Origin of the sequence: Streptomyces qinglanensis, assembly GCF_900111245.1 — a bacterium.
GTDB lineage: Bacteria > Actinomycetota > Actinomycetes > Streptomycetales > Streptomycetaceae > Streptomyces > Streptomyces qinglanensis.
Window position 1 is genome coordinate 899,561 of record NZ_FOGO01000001.1, and the last position, 22,643, is coordinate 922,203.

Annotated in this window: 20 protein-coding genes; 9 read left to right on the forward strand and 11 right to left on the reverse strand. The window is 72.9% G+C overall.

The window, feature by feature from the left end:
• Positions 1-43: 43 nt before the first annotated feature.
• The 6 genes from BMX65_RS03980 to leuA form a co-directional block, all read right to left on the reverse strand.
• The gene (locus BMX65_RS03980) at positions 44-766 is read right to left on the reverse strand and encodes a response regulator (RefSeq protein ID WP_074998649.1); all 723 of its coding nucleotides are present in this window, start codon (positions 764-766) and stop codon (positions 44-46) included.
• The gene (locus BMX65_RS03985) at positions 763-2,022 is read right to left on the reverse strand and encodes a sensor histidine kinase (RefSeq protein WP_239501849.1); all 1,260 of its coding nucleotides are present in this window, start codon (positions 2,020-2,022) and stop codon (positions 763-765) included. Before BMX65_RS03985 ends, BMX65_RS03980 begins: the two co-directional genes overlap by 4 nt.
• A gap of 135 nt (positions 2,023-2,157) precedes the next feature.
• Complete coding sequence (locus tag BMX65_RS03990; RefSeq protein WP_079171688.1) at positions 2,158-4,287, reverse strand: MMPL family transporter; 2,130 nt, start codon at positions 4,285-4,287, stop codon at positions 2,158-2,160.
• 164 nt (positions 4,288-4,451) lie between these two features.
• Positions 4,452-5,876: a glycoside hydrolase family 1 protein gene (locus BMX65_RS03995; protein WP_074998651.1), complete on the reverse strand. Its 1,425-nt coding sequence runs from the start codon at positions 5,874-5,876 to the stop codon at positions 4,452-4,454.
• Between the two features lie 128 nt (positions 5,877-6,004).
• Complete coding sequence (locus BMX65_RS04000; protein ID WP_074998652.1) at positions 6,005-6,670, reverse strand: TerB family tellurite resistance protein; 666 nt, start codon at positions 6,668-6,670, stop codon at positions 6,005-6,007.
• Positions 6,671-6,957: 287 nt separating this feature from the next.
• Positions 6,958-8,751: a 2-isopropylmalate synthase gene (gene leuA, locus BMX65_RS04005; RefSeq protein ID WP_074998653.1), complete on the reverse strand. Its 1,794-nt coding sequence runs from the start codon at positions 8,749-8,751 to the stop codon at positions 6,958-6,960.
• A 425-nt stretch (positions 8,752-9,176) separates the two neighbouring features.
• Between leuA and BMX65_RS04010 the strand changes: the two genes are divergently transcribed.
• A complete protein-coding gene (locus BMX65_RS04010; protein WP_074998654.1) occupies positions 9,177-10,274 on the forward strand; it encodes a M4 family metallopeptidase in 1,098 nt (365 codons plus the stop codon).
• Positions 10,275-10,360: 86 nt separating this feature from the next.
• Positions 10,361-10,639: a protealysin inhibitor emfourin gene (locus BMX65_RS04015; protein ID WP_074998655.1), complete on the forward strand. Its 279-nt coding sequence runs from the start codon at positions 10,361-10,363 to the stop codon at positions 10,637-10,639.
• Positions 10,640-10,709: 70 nt separating this feature from the next.
• Here BMX65_RS04015 and BMX65_RS04020 read toward each other — a convergent pair whose 3' ends face one another.
• Positions 10,710-11,510: an HAD family acid phosphatase gene (locus BMX65_RS04020; protein WP_074998656.1), complete on the reverse strand. Its 801-nt coding sequence runs from the start codon at positions 11,508-11,510 to the stop codon at positions 10,710-10,712.
• A 290-nt stretch (positions 11,511-11,800) separates the two neighbouring features.
• Between BMX65_RS04020 and BMX65_RS04025 the strand changes: the two genes are divergently transcribed.
• On the forward strand, positions 11,801-13,042 hold the full coding sequence (locus tag BMX65_RS04025; RefSeq protein WP_074998657.1) for a carbohydrate kinase family protein: 1,242 nt from the start codon (positions 11,801-11,803) through the stop codon (positions 13,040-13,042).
• Positions 13,043-13,155: 113 nt separating this feature from the next.
• Here the strand turns inward: BMX65_RS04025 and BMX65_RS04030 are convergent, their stop codons facing one another.
• From BMX65_RS04030 to BMX65_RS04040, 3 genes are read right to left on the reverse strand one after another with little or no spacing between them, the layout of a single operon-like run.
• A complete protein-coding gene (locus BMX65_RS04030) occupies positions 13,156-13,947 on the reverse strand; it encodes an ABC transporter permease (protein ID WP_074998658.1) in 792 nt (263 codons plus the stop codon).
• Entirely contained in the window at positions 13,944-14,909 is a 966-nt protein-coding gene (locus BMX65_RS04035) for an ATP-binding cassette domain-containing protein (RefSeq protein ID WP_074998659.1), read from the reverse strand. The genes BMX65_RS04030 and BMX65_RS04035 overlap by 4 nt, the downstream gene beginning before the upstream one ends.
• A 26-nt stretch (positions 14,910-14,935) precedes the next feature.
• Positions 14,936-15,595 (reverse strand): DUF4097 family beta strand repeat-containing protein, encoded by a 660-nt coding sequence (locus tag BMX65_RS04040; protein ID WP_074998660.1) that lies wholly within the window; start codon positions 15,593-15,595, stop codon positions 14,936-14,938.
• Between the two features lie 228 nt (positions 15,596-15,823).
• On the opposite strand from BMX65_RS04040, the gene BMX65_RS04045 reads away from it, so the two are divergent.
• The 6 genes from BMX65_RS04045 (at position 15,824) to BMX65_RS04070 (ending at position 21,099) form a co-directional block, all read left to right on the forward strand.
• Positions 15,824-16,609, forward strand: a complete 786-nt coding sequence (locus BMX65_RS04045) for a helix-turn-helix domain-containing protein (RefSeq protein ID WP_074998661.1) — start codon at positions 15,824-15,826, stop codon at positions 16,607-16,609.
• Between the two features lie 212 nt (positions 16,610-16,821).
• Positions 16,822-17,913 (forward strand): PhoH family protein, encoded by a 1,092-nt coding sequence (locus BMX65_RS04050; protein ID WP_074998662.1) that lies wholly within the window; start codon positions 16,822-16,824, stop codon positions 17,911-17,913.
• Positions 17,914-17,925: 12 nt separating this feature from the next.
• Entirely contained in the window at positions 17,926-18,426 is a 501-nt protein-coding gene (gene ybeY, locus BMX65_RS04055; protein WP_019356128.1) for an rRNA maturation RNase YbeY, read from the forward strand.
• Positions 18,423-19,760, forward strand: coding sequence for a hemolysin family protein (locus BMX65_RS04060; protein ID WP_074998663.1), 1,338 nt, complete (start codon positions 18,423-18,425; stop codon positions 19,758-19,760). The genes ybeY and BMX65_RS04060 overlap by 4 nt, the downstream gene beginning before the upstream one ends.
• Positions 19,761-19,817: 57 nt before the next feature.
• The gene (locus BMX65_RS04065; protein ID WP_074998664.1) at positions 19,818-20,180 is read left to right on the forward strand and encodes an MmcQ/YjbR family DNA-binding protein; all 363 of its coding nucleotides are present in this window, start codon (positions 19,818-19,820) and stop codon (positions 20,178-20,180) included.
• Between the two features lie 106 nt (positions 20,181-20,286).
• The gene (locus BMX65_RS04070; protein ID WP_074998665.1) at positions 20,287-21,099 is read left to right on the forward strand and encodes a hypothetical protein; all 813 of its coding nucleotides are present in this window, start codon (positions 20,287-20,289) and stop codon (positions 21,097-21,099) included.
• Between the two features lie 23 nt (positions 21,100-21,122).
• Here the strand turns inward: BMX65_RS04070 and BMX65_RS04075 are convergent, their stop codons facing one another.
• A complete protein-coding gene (locus tag BMX65_RS04075) occupies positions 21,123-22,601 on the reverse strand; it encodes an MFS transporter (protein ID WP_074998666.1) in 1,479 nt (492 codons plus the stop codon).
• Between the last annotated feature and the right edge of the window lie 42 nt (positions 22,602-22,643).

Consider the following 22,643-nt stretch of genomic DNA (forward strand, 5'->3'; position numbering starts at 1 on the left):
GTTCCGGGTGCAGCACATGACGGCATTGTCCCGCACCCCGGTGTCAGCCGGCGGCTCCCGGGGTGATGAGGCCCGACTCATAGGCGGCGATCACCATTTGCGCACGACTGCGTACGGAGAGCTTCCCCATGATGCGGCTGACGTGGGTCTTGGCGGTGAGCGGGGAGAGGGCGAGGGCCCGGGCGATCTCGGCGTTGTTCAGACCGCGGCCGACCAGGGACAGCACCTGGCGCTCCCGCGCCGAGAGGACGGCCAGGGCTTCCGGGTACGGCTCGCCCGGTGCGTCCGGCCCGGGGGCGCGCAGCACCCGGGCGATCAACCGGGCGGTGGGACCGGGCGAGAGCAGCGCCTCGCCCGCCGCGACCGTGCGGATCCCCTCCAGCAGTTCGGCCGGGCGGGTGTCCTTGACCAGGAACCCGGAGGCCCCGGCACGCAGCGCCTCGACCACGTGCTGGTCGGTGTCGTACGTGGTCAGGACGAGGACTTTGACGCCGCCGAGGTCCTCGTCCGCGGCGATCTGCCGGGTGGCCGCGATGCCGTCCAGGTCGGGCATGCGGATGTCCATGACGACGAGGTCCGGACGGGCGGTCCGGGCCAGCGCGACCGCTTCCCGGCCCGTCGCGGCCTCTCCCACCACGTTCATGTCCGGCGCGGAGGCGAGGAGCATCGCGAAGGCGGCCCGTACCAGGGTCTGGTCGTCCGCCAGGACGACCCGCAGCGGGCCCGTGGCAGCGGTCGGTCCGGGGTTCGGGGCGGTTTCCGTCATGGCAGGGCGCTCTCCGATGCGGCGGCGGTCGGGCGGGCGGGAAGCAGGGCCGTCACGGCGAATCCGGGACGCAGAGCGCGGGCACCGGCCTCCAGCGTGCCGCCGACGCTGCGGGCCCGCTCCCGCATTCCGGCGATGCCGAATCCGCCCGGACCGCCCGGCGCCTCCCCCGCGGACTGCCCGGCCCCGGCTCCGCCGTCGTCGACCACGCTGACCCGCAGCGCCCCGCCGGCCCCTTCCACCAGGGCCCGTACCGACACGGCGGAACCCGCGTGCCGGACGGCGTTGGTCAGCGCCTCCTGGACGATGCGATAGGCGGCGGCGCCCACGGCGGGGGCGGGCGCCAGTGCGTGCGCCGAGTCGTGCACCGACACCTCGACCCGCGCGCCCGCCTCGCACGCCGCCCGGGCCAGATCCGGCAGCCCGGACAGGCCGGGCAGCGGCTCCGTCCGGTCGGCGTCCCCGGCCCGCAGCACCTCCAGCGTGGTGCGGAGTTCGGTGCGCGCACCCCGGCAGGTGTCCGAGATGGCTTCGAGCGCCCTGGCGACCGCCGCCCGGTCGAGCCGTTCGGGGTCGGCCACCAGCACGTGCGCGGCGACGGACGTCTGCACACCGATCAGGGTGATGCTGTGCGCGAGCAGATCGTGCAGATCGCGGGCGATGCGCAGCCGTTCCTGGGCGACCCGGCGGGCCGCCTCCTCCTCCCTGCTGCGTTCGGCCCGTTCGGCGCGCTCCTCGACGGCGGCGAGGTAGTTGCGGTGGATGCGCACCGTCTCGCCGAACAGCACACACACCACGATCCATCCGGACGAGCGCAGCATGTCGCTCAGTTCATGGCTGCGCCCGGCGGTCCCCATGACGGTCGCCATGAGGCCCACGATCGCCCCGAGGGTGACGAACGAACGCAGCGGCGGCCCGGCGACGGCCATCGTGTACAGCGCGATCAGCGGCGCGGGCACGGCGGCGAGGTGCGCGAAGTCCTGCGCGTGGTACGGGCCGACGCAGGCCACGATCGCCAGTACCGTCAGCCACGGTGCGCGGCGGCGGACGGCCAGCAGCGCGCCGGAGCAGGTCAGCAACGCCCAGCCGAGCGGCGTGGGGACGTGCCCGTCGGCGGGCGAGGCGGTCAGCGCCATGGCGGTCTGCACGGCGCACACGGCCGCCGCGAGCAGCACGTCCCGCCGGGCGACGGGCGTGCCCTGCCGCCGCGGACGCAGGTGGCGGGCCACGAGCGCGTTCACCGGATCGCGAGGCATCTGCACGGCTCCCATCCTGCGGTACGGGCGGCACACCGGAACAGACGGGTGCGGCACGCCGGGAGCGGCCCGAGCAGAGCGGTGCGGCAGGCCGGGAGGGGCTCGGAAGCCGGCCCGCCGCGTGCGCGCCGAGTGTCAGGCACCGCCGCTGCCTTCCCGCTCCGCTGCGGACAACCGCCCCGGCCACCACATCCACCGCTTGAGCAACTGACCGGCGGAGGTGACCAGATAGGTGCGCACCAGGAAGGTGTCCAGCAGTACGCCCACCGCGATGACCACACCCAGCTCCGCCATCAGCACCATCGGGAGCGTCGCCAGCACGCAGAAGGTGGCGGCCAGCACGATGCCCGCCGAGGCGATCACCCCTCCGGTGCTCCGCAGCGCGACGAGCGACGCCTCGGTGACCGGCACCCCGCGCAGCGCCTCCTCACGGGTGCGGTGCATCAGGAAGATGCCGTAGTCGACGCCGAGCGCGACCAGGAAGACGAACGTCATCAGCGGGATGCCCGGATCCGTCCCCGCGAACCCCAGGACCGGTTCGAAGACCAGCCCGCCCAGCCCCAGCGCGGCGGCCCAGGAGGCGACGACGGCGGCCGTCAGGACGAGCGGCGCGACGAGACTGCGCAGCAGCAGCACCAGGACGAGCAGCACCGCCGCCAGCACCAGCGGGATCACCAGCCTGCGATCGGCGGCGTCGGTCTCGCGCAGGTCCAACTGCTGGGCGCTCACCCCGCCGACCAGGGCCTCGGCGGTGTCCAGTTCGTCCAGTGCGCCGCGGAGCCGCCGGATGGTGGCCGTCTCGGCCGCCGACTCGGGGGCATCCTCGGCGAACGCGGAGAACTCCGTCCAACCGCCCCCGCTGCGCTGCTCTTCGACCCGTACGATGCCGTCCGTGCCGCGCACCGCCCGCTCGGCCTCGGGAGCGTCCGCGGTGCGGGCCAGCACCGTCAGCGGCCGGTTGCTGCTGCCGGGGAACGCCCGGGCGACCGTTTCCTGCGCAGTGACCGACTCGGGCTTCTCGGTGAAGGTGTCCTGCTGGCGCAGGGCGCCGGGCATCGCCAGGGAGCCCAGCGACAGCGCGCCCAGCAGCACCGCACCGCCCACCAGCACGGTGACCGGGCGGCGCCCCGCGGATCCGCCCATGAAGGTGAACAGTGTGCGGCGGTCCGGGGTCCGGCTGCCGTACGCGGGGATCAGCGGCCAGAACAGCCGCCGCCCCAGCAGCACGAGCAGTGCGGGCAACAGCGTCATCATGGCGACCAGTGCGCAGCCGACGCCCACGGCACCGACCGGGCCCAGTGCGCGCACGCTGTTGAGGTCGGCCGCCAGCAGGCACAGCAGCCCCGCAGCGACCGTGCCGGAGGAGGCCAGTACGGCGGGTCCGCAGCCGCGCAGCGCGGCCGCCATGGCGTCGACGGGCCGCTCGTGCAGGCGCAGTTCCTCGCGGTAGCGGGAGACCAGCAGCAGGGCGTAGTCCGTGCCGGCTCCGAAGACGAGCACCGTCATCACCGAGGTGTTCATGGTGGTGGCCGTCAGGTCGAATGCCTGCACGAGCCCGTGGACGAGAGCCCTGGCCACCAGCGCCGCCGCCCCGACCACCAGCAGCGGCACCAGCCAGAGCACCGGGCTGCGGTAGGTGAGGACCAGCAGCACGGCCACGACCGCCGCCGTCCCCAGCATCAGCGTCCCGTCGACGGACTCGAAGATCTCGCTGCTGTCCGCCGCCATCGCGCCCGGACCGCCCAGTTCGACGGAGAGTCCGCGCGGCACGTCCGCCACCCGGTCCCGGATGCGGTGCACCGCCTCGTCCCGTACGTCCTCGTCGCCCATCCCGGTGAGGGAGAAGGCGGTCAGCAGGGTCTCGCCGTCCTCGGCGGGTACTGTGCGCGGCAACCCGCGGTCGGCCCCGCCCACCAGCCGGTAGGTGTCGGCGATCCGGCGCAGTTGGCTGCGGGCCAGTTCCCGGTCCGCAGCCGAGAGACCGCCGTCCCGGTGGTGCACGAGCAGCAGCGCGCTGGTCCCGCCGCCGGGCAGGTCCTCCAGGAGGTGCTGCACCCGGGTGGAGTCGGCTCCGGCGGGCAGGTAGTCGGTGGGCTTGTCCCGGGTCACCTCGGCGAGTCGGGCCGCGAACGGCGTGGCCAGCGCCAAGGCGAGCACCCACAGCACGAGCACCGCCCAGGGGACGGCACGGGGCCGCCTTCGCCCCCGGGTCCCGGGCTCGGGCGTGGGTGCGGGCGTGTCCGCCCGCTCGGACACGTCGGTCATGGGTCCCATCAGGGCCCCTTTCCTGGTCGGGAGACTGGCTCTCGACCAGACTCCCGGCCGCACGCCCGCCGCTCGTCGGTCCCGGGGCCGAACCCCGCGCTACCCCGGCGGGCGGCCCCCGGCCCCCCGTACTCCCCCGGTCGTACTCCGCCGGGAGCGGCGGGTCACCGCGCGGGCGGGCCGGTGCGCTGCTCGCCGCGCTGCTCGCGCAGGGCGCGACGCAGCCAGTGGAAGGAGTCCTTCGGCGTGCGCTCCGATGTCGCGTAGTCCACGTGGACCAGGCCGAAGCGCTGCGCACAGCCCTCGGCCCACTCGAAGTTGTCCAGCAGCGACCAGACGAAGTAGCCGCGGACGTCGAGGCCCTCGGTGAGCCCCTGGTGCAGGGCGCGCAGATGGGCGTCGTGGAAGGCGATGCGGCGCGCGTCGCGGGTGCGGTCCGGGTAGGCGCAGCCGTTCTCGGTGATCAGGACCGGGGGCAGCCGGTCGCCGTACCGGTCCCGGAGGATGTGCAGCGTCTCCGGCAGCCCCTCGGGGGCGACCGCCCAGCCGAAGCCGGTGCGCTCCCTTCCCGGCAGCTCGTGCAGGGTGAAGGGGAGTCCGGCGGGGAGCTCGACGCCCGCGAACCCGCCGCCCGCGGGCCCGGCGTCTGCGGCGGGCCCGGCGTCTGCCGCGGGCCGCGGTTCGGGGGCGCCGATCAGGGTGGGCTGGTAGTAGTTGACGCCGTACCGGTCGAGGGGCTCGCTGATGGCCTTCAGGTCGTCGTCGACCGGGCCCGGGAGCAGCGCGGCCAGTTCCTCGTCCGGATAGCGCCCCAGCAGCAGCGGATCGGCGAACAGCCGGTTGGTGAGGGTGTCGTAGAGGTCCGCCGCTTCGGCGTCCGCCGCGCTGTCCGTCCGGGGCCGCACCGGTCCGTGCGAGTTGGCGATGCCGATGGAGCGGACGCCGCGCGCCCGCAGCGCCCGGACCGCCAGCCCGTGGCCGAGCAGTTGGTGGTGCGCCACCGGCAGCGCGTCGAACAGCAGCCGCTCGCCGGGCGCGTGCGCACCGAGGCCGTAGCCCAGCAGCGTCAGTTCGGCGGGCTCGTTCAGGGTGATCCAGTGCGCGACGCGGTCCCCGAGCCGGGCGGCGACCGTGTCGGCGTAGTCGGCGAACCGCTGCGCGGTGTCGCGCCGCAGCCAGCCGCCGCGCTCCTCCAGCGCGAGCGGGGTGTCCCAGTGGAAGAGCGTCGGTACGGGCCGGACGCCGGCCTCGCACAGGGCGTCGACGAGCCGGTCGTAGAAGTCGAGTCCGGGCCCGTTGACCCGGCCGGCGCCGGAGGGCAGGACACGGGGCCAGGAGACGGAGAACCGGTAGGCGCCGACGCCGAGTTCGCGCAGCAGGGCCACGTCCTCGGGCCAGCGGTGGTAGTGGTCGGTGGTGACCGAGGCGTCGCTGCCGTCCTTGATCCGGCCCTCCTGCCGGACGAAGGCGTCCCAGGCGGAGGGGCCGCGCCCGTCCTCGTCGAGCGCGCCCTCGATCTGGAACGCAGAGGTCGACACGCCCCACAGGAACCCGTCGGGGAAGGCGGGCAACGACTGATGACTCGTCATCCCCGGAGCCCACCAGCGGGTGCCTGCCGAGTCAATACCCGTGCGCTGCACGGCTTTTGGCCGAGCCGTGGGGAGCCCCGACGGGCCACGGCGCCCGGAGCACCGGCCCCGCTGAGGACCCCGGCCGGTCAGGAAGGAGTGCGGGCCTGGAGCAGCAGCCGGTCCACGTCGTCGGCGCCGATCCGCAGCGCCCGCCCTACGGTGGCGAGCACCTCGCGCTCCGCCGAGCAGTACATGCCGTCGGCGAGCGCGATCCGCGCCCCCTGGAGCAGCAGGCTCTCGCGGCCGGGCACGGCCAGATGCGGGGTGAGCGGCGCGAGCACCTCGTGCAGTTCGATCTCCAGGGAGATGCTCCGGCCGCGCTGCCTGCTCTCCGCGGTGACGGCGGCCAGCAGCGCGGTCAGCTCCTCCTCGGCGCAGCCGGGGAACCCGGCGGCCCGCACGGTCTCCGCGGCCGTCTCGCGGGCGGCACGCGCGTCCGAGCCGCCCGCGGCGAGCACGGCGAGCGCCACGCTGTGCACCGCCTCGCGCAGCATGGCTGCCAGCCGCGCCGTGGTGGGCCCCTCGAGCACCTCGGGGCCGAAGTGGCCGCGGCAGGCGACGCATTCGACGATCGGCCCGGCCGTGCCGCGCGGGATCAGCGGAATGTTGAGCACGACGAATCTGCGCCGTCCGGTGCGCCTGCGGTAGCGGCGGTCTCCCCCGCAGCCGGGGCAGAAGAAGTCGCCGTCGTCGAGGGTGCGCCAGCTCGTGCGGACCCCTGCCAGGCATACTCGGAAGGGTCGTTGGCGCATGGCCTCGCACCTCCATCACGATTCGGCAACGTCGCCGGGTAACGTGATGTTAACCACAGCAGGGGTGCCGGAGACACCCCCCGGAGGGATTTTCGGTCCCTCCGGGGTCAGGCGCCTCCGGCCCGCGGCGCTGTCCGGGGCGTGGCGGGATCCCGGGGCGTGGCAGGGTCCCGGGCCGGACTCCTCGCGGCTCCGGCCGGCTTCGCCACTCGGGCCCCGCAGTTCTCCGCCATTCCCCGCAGTTCCCCGTCAGCCTGCGTCGTCCCACGTCCTCCGCGGGTCCCCCGTCACCTGGCGGCGCGGTTCACGGCCGAGACGGCGGCCTTGATGGAGGCCCGCACGATGTTCGCGTCGATGCCCACGCCCCACAGGACCTGCCCGCCGATGGCGCACTCGATGTAGGCGGCGGCCTGGGCGCCGACGCCCTCGCTCATGGTGTGCTCCACGTAGTCGAGCAGCCGCACGTCCACGTCGACGGCGTGCAGCGCGTCGAAGAAGGCGGCCAGCGGGCCGTTGCCGGTGCCGCTCAGCGTCACGGGCGTACCGTCGACGACGGCCTCCACCGTGAGCGCGTCGGCGCCCTCGCTGGTGGTGGAGGTCTGCGCACCGCGCAGCGCGATGCGGCCCCAGCTCTTCCCGGGGGTCGGCAGGTACTCGTCCTGGAAGATCGCCCAGATGTCGGCGGGCGTGACCTCGCCGCCGTCCGCGTCGGTCTTCTCCTGGATGATCCTGGAGAACTCCACCTGCATCCGACGGGGCAGGTCCAGGCTGTGCTCACCCTTGAGGACGTAGGCGATACCGCCCTTGCCGGACTGCGAGTTGACGCGGATGACGGCCTCGTAGGAGCGGCCCACGTCCTTGGGGTCGATGGGCAGGTAGGGGACGGCCCACTCGACGTCCTCCACCGGACGGCCCGCCTCGGCCGCCCGCGCCTCCATGGCGTCGAAGCCCTTCTTGATGGCGTCCTGGTGGGAGCCGGAGAAGGCGGTGTAGACCAGGTCGCCCACGTACGGGTGGCGCGGGTGGACCTCCATCTGGCTGCAGTACTCGTAGGTGCGCCGGATCTCGTCGATCTGCGAGAAGTCGATCATCGGGTCGACCCCCTGGCTGAACAGGTTCATCCCCAGGGTGACCAGGTCGACGTTCCCGGTGCGCTCGCCCTGACCGAACAGGCAGCCCTCGACGCGGTCGGCGCCCGCCATCACGGCCAGCTCGGCGGCGGCCACGGCGGTGCCGCGGTCGTTGTGCGGGTGCACGGACAGGCAGACGTGCTCGCGGCGGGACAGGTGCCGCCCCATCCACTCGAAGCGGTCCGCGTGGGTGCTGGGGGTGGAGCGCTCGACGGTCGCGGGCAGGTTGAGGATGATCTCGCGGCCGTCCTCGGGCTGCCATACGTCCATGACGCTCTCGCAGACCTCCAGCGCGAAGTCCAGCTCGGTGTCGGTGAAGATCTCCGGGCTGTACTGGTAGCCGAAGACGGTGCGCTCGTCCAGCAGCTTCTCGGCGTACTCCGCCACCAGCCGGGTGCCGTCCACGGCGATCTGCCTGACCTGGTCGCGGGTGCCGCGGAAGACGACCTCGCGGAAGACCGGGGCCGTCGCGTTGTACAGGTGCACCGTGGCGTGGTGGGCGCCCTTGAGGGACTCCACCGTCCGCTCGATCAGCTCTTCGCGGGCCTGGGTGAGGACGGAGATCGTCACGTCCTCGGGGATCGCGTCCTCCTCGATGATGGAGCGCACGAAGTCGAAGTCGGTCTGGCCCGAGGAGGGGAAGCCGACCTCGATCTCCTTGTAGCCCATCCGCACCAGCAGGTCGAACATCTCGCGCTTGCGGGCAGGGGACATCGGGTCGATCAGCGCCTGGTTGCCGTCCCGCAGGTCGGTCGAGAGCCAGCGGGGCGCCGCGGTGATCCGGTTGCCGGGCCAGGTGCGGTCGGGCAGGTCGACGGCCTCGTACTGCCCGTACCGGTGGAACGGCATCCCCGAGGGGCGTTGGCGCGCGGTGGCGGCGGTGAGGGGGGTGGCGCGGCCGACGGGGGCCTGCGCCGAGCGGGCGGACCGGTTCTGCTGCTGGGGTGTCATGCGTACAGGCTCCTGTGAGGTCACTGCTCGAAGACCGACGACAGCACTGGACTCCGCGGGGAGGGGGTCGGCCTTGCGGTGGCTACAGACCCTCGCCGCGGCAGCTAAGAAGAAGCAGCCCGAAACGCATGATGTCGGCAGCATAACCGAGGACCGCACGGTATCCGTGGGGCGTATCAGCATGCGGAATGCCGGGCGGGAGCCACCGGGGCGCATCCCGCCCAGCAGTGCGCCGCGCGGCCCGGACGTGAGCGGCCCCGACGCGGGCAGCCCGGAGGTGAGCGGGGCGGCCGCGCAGACGGACGGGGCCTGGGGGCGGCGCACCGGACGGATCCGGGCAGAGCGGCGCCGCGTTCAACACCGTTTTGTGCGAATCCTCGCCGCGACCGGTGACAGGTCGGTGACTCAGTGCCACATTGCTCTGTATGAACGCACCTCGCGCGCACTCATCGCAGCCCCATCCCGTCTTCTGCACGATCGTGCCTCCGCACCTCCTCGACCAGGTGTCCAGGAACAGCGACGACCTTCTCTCCCGGCCCGCGCGGCGCACTCTGGAGCAGGACGCGACCCAGCGAACCCGACGCCAGATCACTACTGTGCGTCACGGGCTGCTCGCGGGGGCACCGGTCGCACCGGACATCGACCCCGCCGAGCGCACCCCGCAGCGCACCATCTCCGACGCGGACAACAAGGAGCGGCTGCCCGGCGAGGAGATCCGCGCCGAGGGCAGCGAGCCCGTCCAGGACGCCTCGGTCAACCGGGCCTACGCCGGCCTGGGCGCCACTTTCGAGCTCTACCTGAGCGTCTACGACCGCTATTCCATCGACGGCGCCGGGCTGCCCCTGGACGCGACGGTGCACTACGGCGAGGAGTACGCCAACGCCTTCTGGGACGGCGAGCGCATGGTGTTCGGCGACGGCGACGGCGAGATCTTCCGCGATTTCACCCTGCCGGTGGACGTCATCGGGCACGAGCTGACCCACGGCGTGACGCAGTACAGCGCCAACCTGGAGTACTACGGCCAGTCCGGGGCGCTCAACGAGTCGGTCTCCGATGTCTTCGGCGCCCTGATCAAGCAGCACAGCCTGGGCCAGAGCGCGCAGGAAGCCGACTGGCTGATCGGCTCCGGGCTGTTCACCGACCGGGTGGAGGGCGCGGCGCTGCGCTCCATGAAGGCGCCCGGCACGGCCTACGACGACGATGTGCTCGGCAAGGACCCGCAGCCGGCGACGATGGAGGACTACGTCTCCACCGGCGCCGACAACGGCGGGGTGCACATCAACTCCGGCATCCCCAACCACGCCTTCTACCAGCTCGCCGTGGACCTGGGCGGCAACGCCTGGGAGCGCGCGGGCCAGATCTGGTACGACACCCTCACGGGTGGTTCGCTGCAGCCGGACACGGACTTCGCCGCGTTCGCCGCGGCGACCACCGAGGCCGCCTCGGCCCGCTACGGCGACGGCAGCGACGAGCACGAGGCGGTGCGCAAGTGCTGGTCCGAGGTGGGTGTGACGACGGAGTGACCGCGGCGGCAGCCGGCTGACACCGTCCGCCCGAACCCGCCCGTCCGGCCCTTACCGTGCGGCCGCCGGGCGGGGAGGATGGAGCCATGCGTATCACTGTCATCCGCACAGGCGGCTTCGCCGGGCTCACCCGTCGGGCCACCGTCGAGACCGGCGACCGGCCCGACGCCGAGGAACTCGCGCAACTGGCCGACCAGGCGGTGCGCGAGGGCCTCAGCGAGGCGCCGACGGGCGTGCCCGACGGGTTCCACTACGAGGTCGACGTGGCGACCGACCAGTCGGCCGCCACCGCGCACTTCGCCGACCCCAAGCTCACCGAGGCGCAGTCGGCACTGGTGAGAAAGGTGCTCAAGGAAGGCGCGTGAGCGGCCGGGTGCCGCCCGGGTCCGGCAGCTCCTGCCCTGACGGGGTCCGGCCCGCGCGGGCCGGACCCCGTCAGGGCAGGTAGTACATGGGGTTGGGCATCTTGACCGCGCGGCCGGAGTGCCCGCCCTTGAGGTCGCTGTACTGGTCACCGAAGTTGGCGAGGATGTCGTAGCCCTGTGCCTCGAGGTGCTTGCGGGTGCCGGACTTGTACTCGATCGTCGTGCAGTCGCTGCCGCACTTGAGGTAGGGCGGCGGGTTCTCCTCGTCCTTGAGGAAGAAGTGCTCCTTGTCGACCGGGTTGCGGTAGCCGGCCTCCTTGAGGTTCCGGACGCTCCAGTCGCGCTGGTACTCCTTGCGCCCGGTCACCAGGAAGACGGTGATGCCCTTGCCGTGCGCCCAGTTGACGAGCTTGCGCATGCCGAAGACCGGGTCCATGTCGGTGGTCCGCAGATAGTCGTCCTGCGCCTGCGGGGTGTAGTGGTAGCCGATCCGCCGCTCGAAGTTGTAGGTGAGCAGGGTGGTGTCGTCCACGTCGACGACGACGGCCGGCTTGTCGCCGGAGCCGTGCCGGGATCCGTGCGCGTCGTACCGGCGCAGGTCCCGGGTGAGGTCCTTGCGGGCCTTCGCGGCGATGCGGCGGGTCTGCTTCGCGTAGTTGCTGTGGGGCGAGGCGTAGTGCTCGCCGTCGGGGGTCTCGATGTCGCCGTAGTACGCCTCGATCTTCGTCTTCACCTGGTCGAGGTTGGGGATCTCCTTGTCGGTCCTGGGCACGGCGTGCTCGGCCGTGGCCTGGCCGACGCCGAAGAAGGCCGTACCCGCGACGGCGGCGACGGCCACGAGCGGCAGAACGGAACGGAGAGGTCGGGGCATTGCACGGCTCCTCGCGGCGAGTTGGCAGGGGCATGAGAACTCGGGGAACGTAGCAGTGCGCCCGGCCCCTCATCTACGCGCGAAGATTCAATGCTTCGCAAAAACCTGCCGCGGCACCGGCGCAGCAGCCCGGCAGCGGACCGCTCCGGCGAGGGCGCCGGTCCGGGCCCGCGAGGCACTATGGTCGGGGTCGAACCGCACAGCCCGGTCCGGCGTACCGGGCGTCCCCGCAGTCCGGGGGCAGCGGCAACACTCGACGGGCATCGACGGGCATCGACGGGGAAGGCACGGTGAGCACGGTGAGCACGCGCGGGAGCCCCGGGGCCGGTCCGCCCCTGCCCGGCCGGCCGGGACGCGGCCTCGTCCACCCGGTCCATCCGGTCCGTCCGCACCCCTCGCACGGGCACCCCCGGCAGCCGCACCGCGCCGCCCTCTCCCGTCCGCTCTTCGACCCGCTGGCGGCCGTCCGCCCGTCCGACGCACCGCGCTGGGACGTCTATCTGACGGGCACCGTCTTCCTGGACATCATCTTCACCGGGCTCGACTCCGCGCCGGTGCGCGGCACCGAATCCTGGGCCCGCGGCATGGGCTCCTCCCCCGGCGGCATCGCCAACATGGCGACCGCGCTCGCCCGGCTGGGGCTGCGCACCTCGCTGGCCGCCGCGTTCGGCGACGACATGTACGGCGACTACTGCCGCGAAGAACTGGAGGCGGGCGAGGGCATCGACCTGTCGCTGTCGCACACCGTCCCCGGCTGGCACTCGCCCGTCACCGTCTCGATGGCGTACGAGGGCGAGCGCACGATGATCTCGCACGGCCACGAGGCACCGCCGAAGAACGCCGCGACCGCCTACGATCCGGACGCGCCCGAGTGCCCGCCCCCGGCCACCGCGTGCGTCTCCTCGCTGGTGCCGGGCCGCCCCCAGGAGTGGATCGGGACCGCCGCGCGGCGCGGCAGCCGCATCTTCGCCGATGTCGGCTGGGACGAGACCGGCCGCTGGGACCCGGCGGCGCTGGCCGAACTGCCCGACTGCGAGGCGTTCCTGCCCAACGCGGCCGAGGCGATGCGCTACACCCGCACCGAGACCCCGCAGGCCGCCGCGCACGCCCTGGCCGAGTACGTGCCGGTGGCCGTGGTGACCATGGGGGCGGACGGCGCCTACGCGGTGGACGCGCGCAGCGGAGAGACGGCGACGGTGCCGGCGATCACCGTGGAGGCACTGGACACCACCGGCGCCGGAGACGTGTTCGTCGCCGGGTTCGTCACCGGCAGCCTCGCCGGCTGGCCGCTGGCCGACCGGCTTGCCTTCGCCGGGCTGACCGCGGCGCTGTCCGTCCAGGAGTTCGGCGGCTCGCTGTCGGCACCCGGCTGGCCCGAGATCGCCGCGTGGTGGCGCAGGGTGGGCTGCCAGGAGGCCGACTGCGGCCACTACGCCTTCCTGGACCGCATCCTCACCGACTGTGCGGCCTCGGCGCCTCCCCGGCGTGCCGTCCCCACCCTCGGATTCCGCCGCACCGGCGACGACGACTGAGACCGCCCCCGGCACACCGACGGGGCGGCGCCTGCGGCATGTCGCCGGTGGGCGCCGCCCCGGGTGGGACGCGGTGCGGAATGTTCGGAGGGTGGCGCGCGGCTGCACGCCGGCTACTTGGGGTCCCGCCTGAAGGCCGAGGTCGACCAGCGGTAGCCGAGTGCGCCGAGCACCAGGCACCAGGCGAGCGCCAGCCACCCGTTGTGGCCGATCTCGGTGCCGAGCAGCAGTCCGCGCAGCGTTTCGATGGCCGGGGTGAAGGGCTGGTACTCGGCGATCGGCTGGAACCAGCCCGGCATCGCGTCGATCGGTGTGAAGGCGCTGGAGATGAGCGGCAGCAGGAACAGCGGCACCGCCATGTTGCTGGCGGCCTCGGCGTTCGGGCTGGCCGTTCCCATCCCGACCGCGATCCAGGTGACGGCCGCGGCGAAGAGCGTCAGGAAGCCGAACGCGGCCAGCCATTCCAGGACGGTGGCGTCCGTGGAGCGGAAGCCGATGGCCACGCCGACGGCACCGACGAGCACGACGCTGGCGACCGACTGGATCACGCTGCCGACGACGTGCCCGATGAGCACGGATCCGCGGTGGATGGCCATGGTGCGGAAGCGGGCCATGATGCCCTCGGACATGTCGGTGGCCACGGAGACCGCGGCGCCGACGACGGTGCTGCCGATGGTCATCAGCAGGATGCCCGGGACGACATAGGCGAGGTAGGCGGAGCGGTCCGCTCCGCCGCCCGCGATCCCCGCGCTCATCGTGTCCCCGAAGATGTAGACGAACAGGAGCAGCAGCATCACCGGGGTGAGCAGCAGGTTCAGCGTCAGCGACGGGTAGCGGCGCACGTGCAGCAGGTTGCGGCGCAGCATCGTGGACGAGTCGCGTACGGCGAGGGTGAGTGCGCTCATCGCGCGGCCTCCTCGGTCTGGTGGTGCTGGGCGGGCACGGTGGTGGAGCCGGTCAGGGCGAAGAACACGTCGTCGAGGTCGGGGGTGTGCACGGTCAGCTCGTCGGCCTCGACACCGGCGGAGTCCAGCCAGTCGAGGAGGGAGCGCAGTTCGCGCTGGCTGCCGTCGCTGGGGATCTGCAGCGCCAGCGCCTCGTCGTCCCGGACCGTCTCGCGCAGCGCGGAGGCCGCCGAGCGGTAGGCCGCCGGGTCGGAGAAGCGGAGCCGGACGTGTCCGCCGGGAATGAGCCGCTTGAGTTCCTCCGCGCTCCCTTCGGCGGCGAGCGTGCCGTTGTCGAGCACCGCGATCCGGTCGGCGAGTTCGTCGGCCTCCTCCAGGTACTGGGTGGTGAGGAAGACGGTCACCCCGTCGGAGACGAGTTCGCGGATGATCTGCCACATGGTGTGGCGGCTGCGCGGGTCGAGGCCGGTGGTCGGCTCGTCGAGGAAGATGATGCGCGGGCCGCCCACGAGTGTCATGGCGATGTCCAGCCGGCGCTTCATACCGCCCGAATAGCCGGCCGCGGGCTTCTTCGCGGCCTCCACCAGGTCGAACCGCTCCAGCAGCGCCGCGACGGTGCGGCGGCCCTCGCGCTTGGGGAGGCGGTGCAGGTCCGCCATCAGGAGCATGTTCTCCTCGCCGGTGATCAGCCCGTCGACCGCGGAGAACTGCCCGGTGACCCCGATCGCGGCCCGTACCGCCTGCGGTTCGGCGGCCAGGTCGTGGCCGCCGACGCGCAGGTCACCGCCGTCGGGAGCGACGAGGGTGGAGAGGATCTTGACGGCGGTGGTCTTGCCGGCGCCGTTCGGGCCGAGCAGGGAGAAGATCGTTCCGGCGGGCACCGACAGGTCGATGCCGTCGAGCACGACCTTGTCGCCGTAGGACTTGCGCAGCCCCTTCGCCGCGATGGCCAAGCTGGTCATGACAGGTGCTCCTTCGAAGCTGCGGGTCAGAGGCTGCGGGCGGTGATGTCGCCCTTGGTGGTGGCCGCGTGGATGTCGAGTTCGGTGGTGCCGTCGTTCTTGAGGGAGTTGCTGACACTGCCCCAGGAGGTGGCCTCCAGCGCGGCCGAGACGCCGGTGGCGGCGCCGACCGAGATGTCGCCCTGCTGGGTGCGGAGCACGACCGTGCCGCGCACGGCCTCGGCGATCCGGATGTCGCCTCTGGCGGTGCTGATCTCCGCGGAGCCGCCCAGCCGGCCGATCTCGACGTCGCCGTCGACCGCGGTGAGGCGGACCGCCGCCGCTTCGTCGACCTTGATCCGGCGGTACGCGCCGTCGAAGTCGATGTCGCCCAGCCGGCCGACGGCGCGGAACTCGGTGCTCGCCGCCTTCGCCTGGACACGGGATCCGGCGGGCAGTCGGACGGTCACCTCGACGGATCCGGAGGGGCCGAGGTGCTTCTTCCCGTCCGGGAGCCCGATCCGCAGGACGCCGTCGGCGTACCCGGTCGTGGCCCGCTCCGCGGCCTGCACGTCGCGGGTCTTCGAGGCGTTCGAGGGGCGGATCTCGACCACGGTGTCGACGCGGTCGGCGGCGATGATCTGGACGCGGCCGGCGGGGATGTCCAGGACGGCGGCGATCGGGGCGGGGGTGTCGAAGGTCTGCATCGTGTTCTCCTTGGTGGACCGCTGTTTCGAACAATGGAAAAGCTACGTTGCGTTCATGGAACGCGCAACGCTCTTTTCTTTCAGAAAACACGAATTAGCAGCTCAGAGGCGGTAAATCGTTGCGCCGAGCATGAACGGTAACGCAACGAGCACCAGGAGAGCGTTGCAATGAATTGAAGGTGAACGCTATCCTGGGAGCCGCGGACGACGAACACGGAGGAGACAGCGATGCCAGGAGGCAGGCTCACCCGCAAGGACCGCCAGCAGATCGCGCAGGGACTGGCCGACGGCCTCCCCTACGCCGAGATCGCCCGGCAGCTCGAGCGCCCGACCTCGACGATCACGCGGGAGGTGCTGCGCAACGGCGGCCCCTCGGACTACCGCGCGGAGCCCGCGCACCGGGCCACCGAGCGCCGCGCCCAGCGGCGCAGGACCGGCACCTCCCGGCAGCCGGAACCGGTGGCCCTGCCGCACGGGCGCGATCCCGAGGCCGTGGCCGCGTACGAGGAGCAGTTCACCGACGTCCTGATGCAGTCGGGGCTGTCCAACCGGATGATGGCGCGGACCCTGGTCTGCCTCCTGACCGCCGATTCCGGCAGCATGACCGCGGCCGAGCTCGTCCGGCGCCTCCAGGTCAGCCCGGCCTCCGTCTCCAAGTCCATCGCCTTCCTGGAGAGCCAGTCCCTGATCCGCAGGGAGCGCGACGAGCGCCGCCGCGAGCGCTACATCGTCGACGAGAGCCTCTGGTACCAGTCGATGGCCGCCAGCGTCCGGGCCCTGGACCAGCAGGTCGAGATCTCACGGCGGGGCGTCGACGTCCTGGGCCCCGGCACCCCGGCCGCCGCCCGCCTGGAGAACACCGCCCGCTTCCTCGACTTCGTCTCCGAGAGCCTCGCCCGCGCCATGGAGCAGGCCCGCGACGTGCTGCACACGGACACCGCGCCCGCGGATCCCGCATCGCACCCGGCCCCCTCCCCCGAGGGCGCCGCCGAGCGGCCCGCGGCCCGCGGTTAGGGTCGGGCGCCGGGTCCTGCCCGGGCCCGCGGCACCCGGCCGGGCCCGCGGGCTCCGCGGACCGCGCCGGAGGGCTCCGGCGCCGCCGCACACGGGGGGCTCTCACCTGCGCGCGGGAAAACCGGCCGCCCCCGCCCGCGGGGGCGTCGTACCCTGGAGCCGTAGTGGAAGAACGCCGCAGCGAGGGAGATGAGCAGGCCCAGAGGCCGCCCATGACGCAGACAACCCCATCCCAGGCCGGACCCGGGCAGGAGACAGCCCGCTTCACCGTGCCGCCCACGCACCCCATGGTGACGGTGCTGGGTTCAGGCGATTCCCTGCTGCGCGTGATCGAGAACGCGTTCCCCGGTACGGACATCCACGTCCGGGGCAACGAGATCAGCGCGACCGGCAATGCCGCGGAGGTCGCCCTTGTCCAGCGCCTTTTCGACGAGATGATGCTGGTGCTGCGCACCGGTCAGCCGATGACGGAGGACGCCGTGGAGCGCTCGATCTCCATGCTGCGCGCGCAGGAGAACGGCACAGGTGCCGTCGACGAGACACCCGCCGAGGTGCTCACCCAGAACATCCTCTCCAACCGGGGCCGCACGATCCGTCCCAAGACGCTCAACCAGAAGCGCTACGTGGACGCCATCGACTCGCACACCGTCGTCTTCGGCATCGGCCCGGCCGGCACCGGCAAGACCTATCTGGCCATGGCCAAGGCGGTGCAGGCGCTCCAGGCCAAGCAGGTCACCCGGATCATCCTGACCCGGCCCGCGGTCGAGGCGGGCGAGCGGCTCGGCTTCCTGCCCGGCACGCTCTACGAGAAGATCGACCCGTATCTGCGGCCGCTCTACGACGCGCTGCACGACATGCTCGACCCCGACTCGATCCCCCGCCTGATGGCGGCCGGGACGATCGAGGTGGCGCCGCTGGCGTACATGCGGGGTAGAACGCTGAACGACGCGTTCATCATTCTGGACGAGGCGCAGAACACCAACCCCGAGCAGATGAAGATGTTCCTCACCCGGCTCGGCTTCGACTCGAAGATCGTGATCACGGGTGACGTCACCCAGATCGACCTGCCCGGCGGGACCCGGAGCGGGCTGCGCCAGGTGCGGGACATCCTGCAGGGCGTCGAAGACGTCCACTTCTCACAGTTGACCAGCACCGACGTGGTCCGGCACAAGCTGGTGGGCCGTATCGTCGACGCGTACGAGCGCTACGACGACGCCCAGCAGCGGGCCGGTCAGGCCCCGGCAGAGGGCGACACCGCGGCCCCGCAGCCGAACGCGAACCGCGGCCACCGCAAGAGGAAGTAACCGGCACCCACCATGTCGATCGACGTCAACAACGAGTCCGGCCGCCGGGTCGACGAGGAGGCGGTGCTCGACATCGCCCGCTACGCCCTGACCCGGATGCGCATCCATCCGCTCTCGGAACTGTCGGTGATCGCCGTCGACGCGGGCACCATCGAGCAGTTGCACCGGCAGTGGATGGACCTGCCGGGGCCCACGGACGTGATGTCCTTCCCGATGGACGAGCTGCGTCCGCCCGCCCGGGACGAGGAGGAACCCCCGCAGGGCCTCCTCGGCGACATCGTGCTGTGCCCGGAGGTCGCCGAGAAGCAGGGCGCCGACGCGCCGACGCGGCACTCCATGGACGAGGAGCTGCAACTGCTCACCGTCCACGGGGTGCTGCACCTGCTGGGCTACGACCACGAGGAGCCCGGGGAGCGGGCCGAGATGTTCGGCCTGCAGTCCGCGATCGTCGACGGCTGGCGCGCCGAGCGCGGCCTGTCCGGGCCCTCACCGGCCCCGACGACGACCTCGTGAGCACGCCCCTGGTCGCCGCCGCCGTCCTGCTGGTCGTCGTGGCCTGGCTGGCGGCGTGCGCCGAAGCGGGACTGGCCCGTACCACCAGCTACCGGGCCGAGGAGGCGGTGCGCCAGGGCAGGCGCGGCGGCGCGAAGCTGGCCGCGGTGGCCGCCGACCCGACGCGCTACCTCAACCTGGCCCTGCTGCTGCGGGTGGCCTGCGAGGTGGCCGCCGGCGCCCTGGTGACCTACGCGTGCCTGCAGGCCGTCGAGGGGACCTGGCAGGCGCTGGCCGTCGCCATCGGGGTGATGGTCTTCGTCAGCTACGTCGCCATCGGCGTCTCGCCGCGCACCATCGGCCGCCAGCATCCGCTGAACACGGCGACGGCCGCGTCGTATGTGCTGCTGCCGCTCGCGCGCATCCTGGGCCCGGTACCGCAGTTGCTGATCGTGCTGGGCAACGCGCTCACCCCGGGCAAGGGCTTCCGCAAGGGGCCGTTCGCCAGCGAGGCGGAGCTGCGCGCGATGGTGGACCTCGCCGAGCAGGAGTCGCTGATCGAGGCCGAGGAGCGGAAGATGGTGCACTCCGTCTTCCAGCTCGGCGACCGGCTGGTGCGCGAGGTGATGGTGCCGCGCACCGACCTGATCACGATCGAGCGGTTCAAGACCATCCGGCAGGCGCTCACCCTGGCGCTGCGTTCGGGCTTCTCGCGGATCCCGGTGGTCGGCGAGAGCGAGGACGACGTGGTGGGCATCGTCTACCTCAAGGACCTGGCGCGGAAGGTGCACATCAGCCGGGACGCGGAGACCGAACTGGTCTCCACGGCGATGCGGCCCGCGACCTTCGTCCCCGACACCAAGAACGCGGGCGATCTGCTGCGGGAGATGCAGCAGGACCGGATCCACGTCTCCGTGGTGATCGACGAGTACGGCGGCACGGCCGGGATCGTCACCATCGAGGACATCCTGGAGGAGATCGTCGGGGAGATCGCCGACGAGTACGACCGCGAACTGCCGCCGGTCGAGGAGCTGGGCGAGGGCCGCTACCGGGTCACCGCCCGGCTGGACATCGGTGACCTGGGGGAACTGTACGGGCTGACGGGCCTGGACGACGAGGACGTGGAGACGGTGGGCGGGCTGCTGGCCAAGTCGCTGGGCCGGGTGCCGATCGCCGGTGCGGCCAGCACGGTCGACGTCACCGAGGACCACTCCGACCCCACCCTGACGGGCCTTCGGCTGACGGCAGAGTCCCCGGCCGGACGCCGCAACAAGATCGTGACGGTGCTCGTGGAGCCGGTCCGCGAACCGGTGCACACGGACGCCGAGGAGAGCACCGCGCTCAGCGAGGGCTGACGGCCGCACCCGGGCGGCGCGCCCCCGCGCCGCAGTCATGACGCCTACGCTGAGCACATGACGCCGGACCAGCTCAGAGCCTGCTGCCTGGAGCAGAACGGGGCATGGGAGGACCGCCCCTTCCCCGCGAACCCGGGCCTGTCCGCCTTCAAGGTCGGCGCGAAGGTCTTCGCCTTCAGCGGGCTGGACGAGCTCCCGCTCCGGGTGAGCCTCAAGTGCGAGCCGGAGATCGCGGTGCGGCTGCGCGCCTCCACTCCGGCGGTTCGGCCGGGCGTGCACCTCGACAAGCGGCACTGGAACACCGTCGAGCTGGACGGGAGCCTGCCGGACCGGACCGTGCGGGAGATGGTCGAGGACTCCTACGACCTGGTGGTGGCCGGACTCCCGCGCCGGGAGCGGCTGCGGCTGGGCCGGGACTGACGCGCCCCGGAGGCAGGCCCGCGGTCACCTGTTCGGCGGCCGCCGGATCGCGGCCGGGGGCCGGTACTGGTGGTTTGGAGGGCAGGCCGTCCCGAAAGGCGCTCCCATGCCCGCTGCCCGCTGCTCACGCCTCGCCGCCACCGCCGTCGTCGTCGCCGTGCTGTCCCTGGCGGGCTGCGGCGAGGACGGCGCGGAGTCGGCCGAGACCTCCTCGCCCTCGCCGCCGCCGTCGAAGTCCGGCGCCACCCCGACCGGTTCGCCCTCGGAGGTGGCCGGGCCGCTCAGCGAGCAGCAGGCCCGTGCCGCGCTGCTGGCCGAGGGCAACCTGCCCGCCGGTTGGCGGCACGCGGACCTGGCCGACGCCGCACCCGCGGGAGCCGCCCCCGAGGAGCTGCGGACCGACGACCGCGACTGCCGGCGGCTGTTCGACGTGCTGCGCGGCGACGCGGACGAGCACGAGGCGCGGACCGCCGCGTCCCGCGGCTACCGCGGGGGCGCGGACGGCCCGTACCTCTCCAGCCAGGTCGCCTCCTACGACAGCGAGGACGGCGACGGTTCGAAGCGGGCGCTGAGCACCTTCCGGAGTGTGCGCGCGAACTGCCGGACGTTCACCGCCGAGAACGGCGCGGTGACCGTCGCCTTCACCGTCTCCCGGCTGAAGGCCGGGCCGGGCGGCGACAGCGCGTGCGCCCGGCTGCGCGGCACCGCCCGGGGCGGCCCGGCCGACGGGGAGCAGCTCACCCTGGACCTGGTGCTGTCGCGGGTGCGGCAGTCCACGACCGGCGTGGCCCTGCTCTCCGTCGGCGACGGCGACACCGGGCTCGCCCGCCGCGCTGCCGAGGCGGCCGCCGAGCGGCTGACGGAGGTGACGGCCGGGCGCACGCCCAGCCCGACCGTCCCGCCCGAGCAGGGCGACTGAGCGTTCACAGCGGGCAGGCACGGTCAGGCCGTCTCCCGCCCGGCGCGCGAGGCCCGTGTGCGGCCCAGCACGAGAGCCACCAGTGCTCCCACGGCCAGCAGGACGGCGGCGTCGGCGGCGAGGCCCAGCTTGATGCCGCCCAGCGCGGCCTCGGCAGCGGGCGTACCCGCGTCCCGCAGCACCGCGGCCCGGCCGACCGACAGCGCGCTCAGCAGCGGGATACCGAGTGCCAGCCCGAGCTGCATGGCGCTGGTGACCAGGGAGGTGGCCCGGCCCTGGTCCGCGTCGTCGAGGCCCGAGGTGGCGGTGACGCCGTAGGTGACGACGGCCACCAGATGCAGTCCGCTGGCCAGCGAGATGGCGACCACCACCAGCCACAGCCCGCCCTCGGTGCCCAGGCCCAGCAGCGCGGCCGTCAGCACGCCCTGGCCGAGCAGCCCGAGCGCGAGGGTGCGCGGCGCGCCGAGCCGGCGGGCCAGCCGGGGCGCGAGCGCGCCGCCCGCGACGGAGGCGAGGCCCTGCACGCCGAAGACGAGCCCGGACACCAGCGGAGAGACGTCCAGCAGCTCCTGCAGGTAGAGCGTCATCAGGAAGACCACGGCGGTCATCATGGACACGGTGGCGAGCCCGGCCAGGTTGCCGAAGGCGACTGTGGGACGCCGCAGCAGCGACAGCGGCAGCAGCGGCTCGGCGCTGCGCGCCTCCACCCGGACGAACAGCACGAGCAGCAGCAGTCCGGCGACGATCGCGCCCAGCACGTCCGGTCGGCCGAAGCCCTCCTCGGCGGCGGTGGAGAGCCCGTAGACGACGCCGAACAGCCCGCCGGTCACGGTCAGCGCACCGGGCACGTCCAGCCGGGTGCGCGCCCCCCGGCTCTCGGTCAGCAGCCGGGGCGCCACCAGCAGCACCAGGAGGCCGCCGACGCCGAGCAGGCCCATGGTGGAGCGCCAGCCGAGGGTGTCGGTCAGCACACCGCCGACGACCATGCCGACGGTGAAGCCCAGCGCCATCAGCGAACCGTTGATGCTCAGCGCCTTGGTGCGCTTGGGCCCCTCGGCGAACGAGGTGGTGATCAGCGCCATCCCGGTGGGGACCAGCGCGGCGGCGCCGAGCCCCTGCAGCGCGCGGCCCGCCAGGAACAGCGGCGCGGCGGGCGCGAGGGCCGCCAGCACCGAGGCCCCGGTGAAGAGCACCAGGCCGGTCAGGAAGGTCCGGCGGCGGCCGAGCTGGTCGCCCAGCCGCCCGAAGAGCAGCAGGAAGCTGCCGGTGGGCAGCGCGAAAGCGGTCACGGCCCACTGCAGTCCCGCCTCCCCCAGCCCCAGGTCGGGCCCGAGGACGGGCAGGGCGACGTTCAGGACGGAGAAGTCGAGCGCGACGAGGAACTGCGAGGCGCACAGCACCACCAGCAGCATGATCTCGCGCGGGGTGAAGCGGTGGGCGGAGGGGGAGACCGGTGCGGACGCGGGTGCGGCCGTCTCCGGTGCAGAAGCGGTCGTTGGCATGATCACAGCCTGCTGGCGCGGAACAGACCGTGGGGAGCTGCT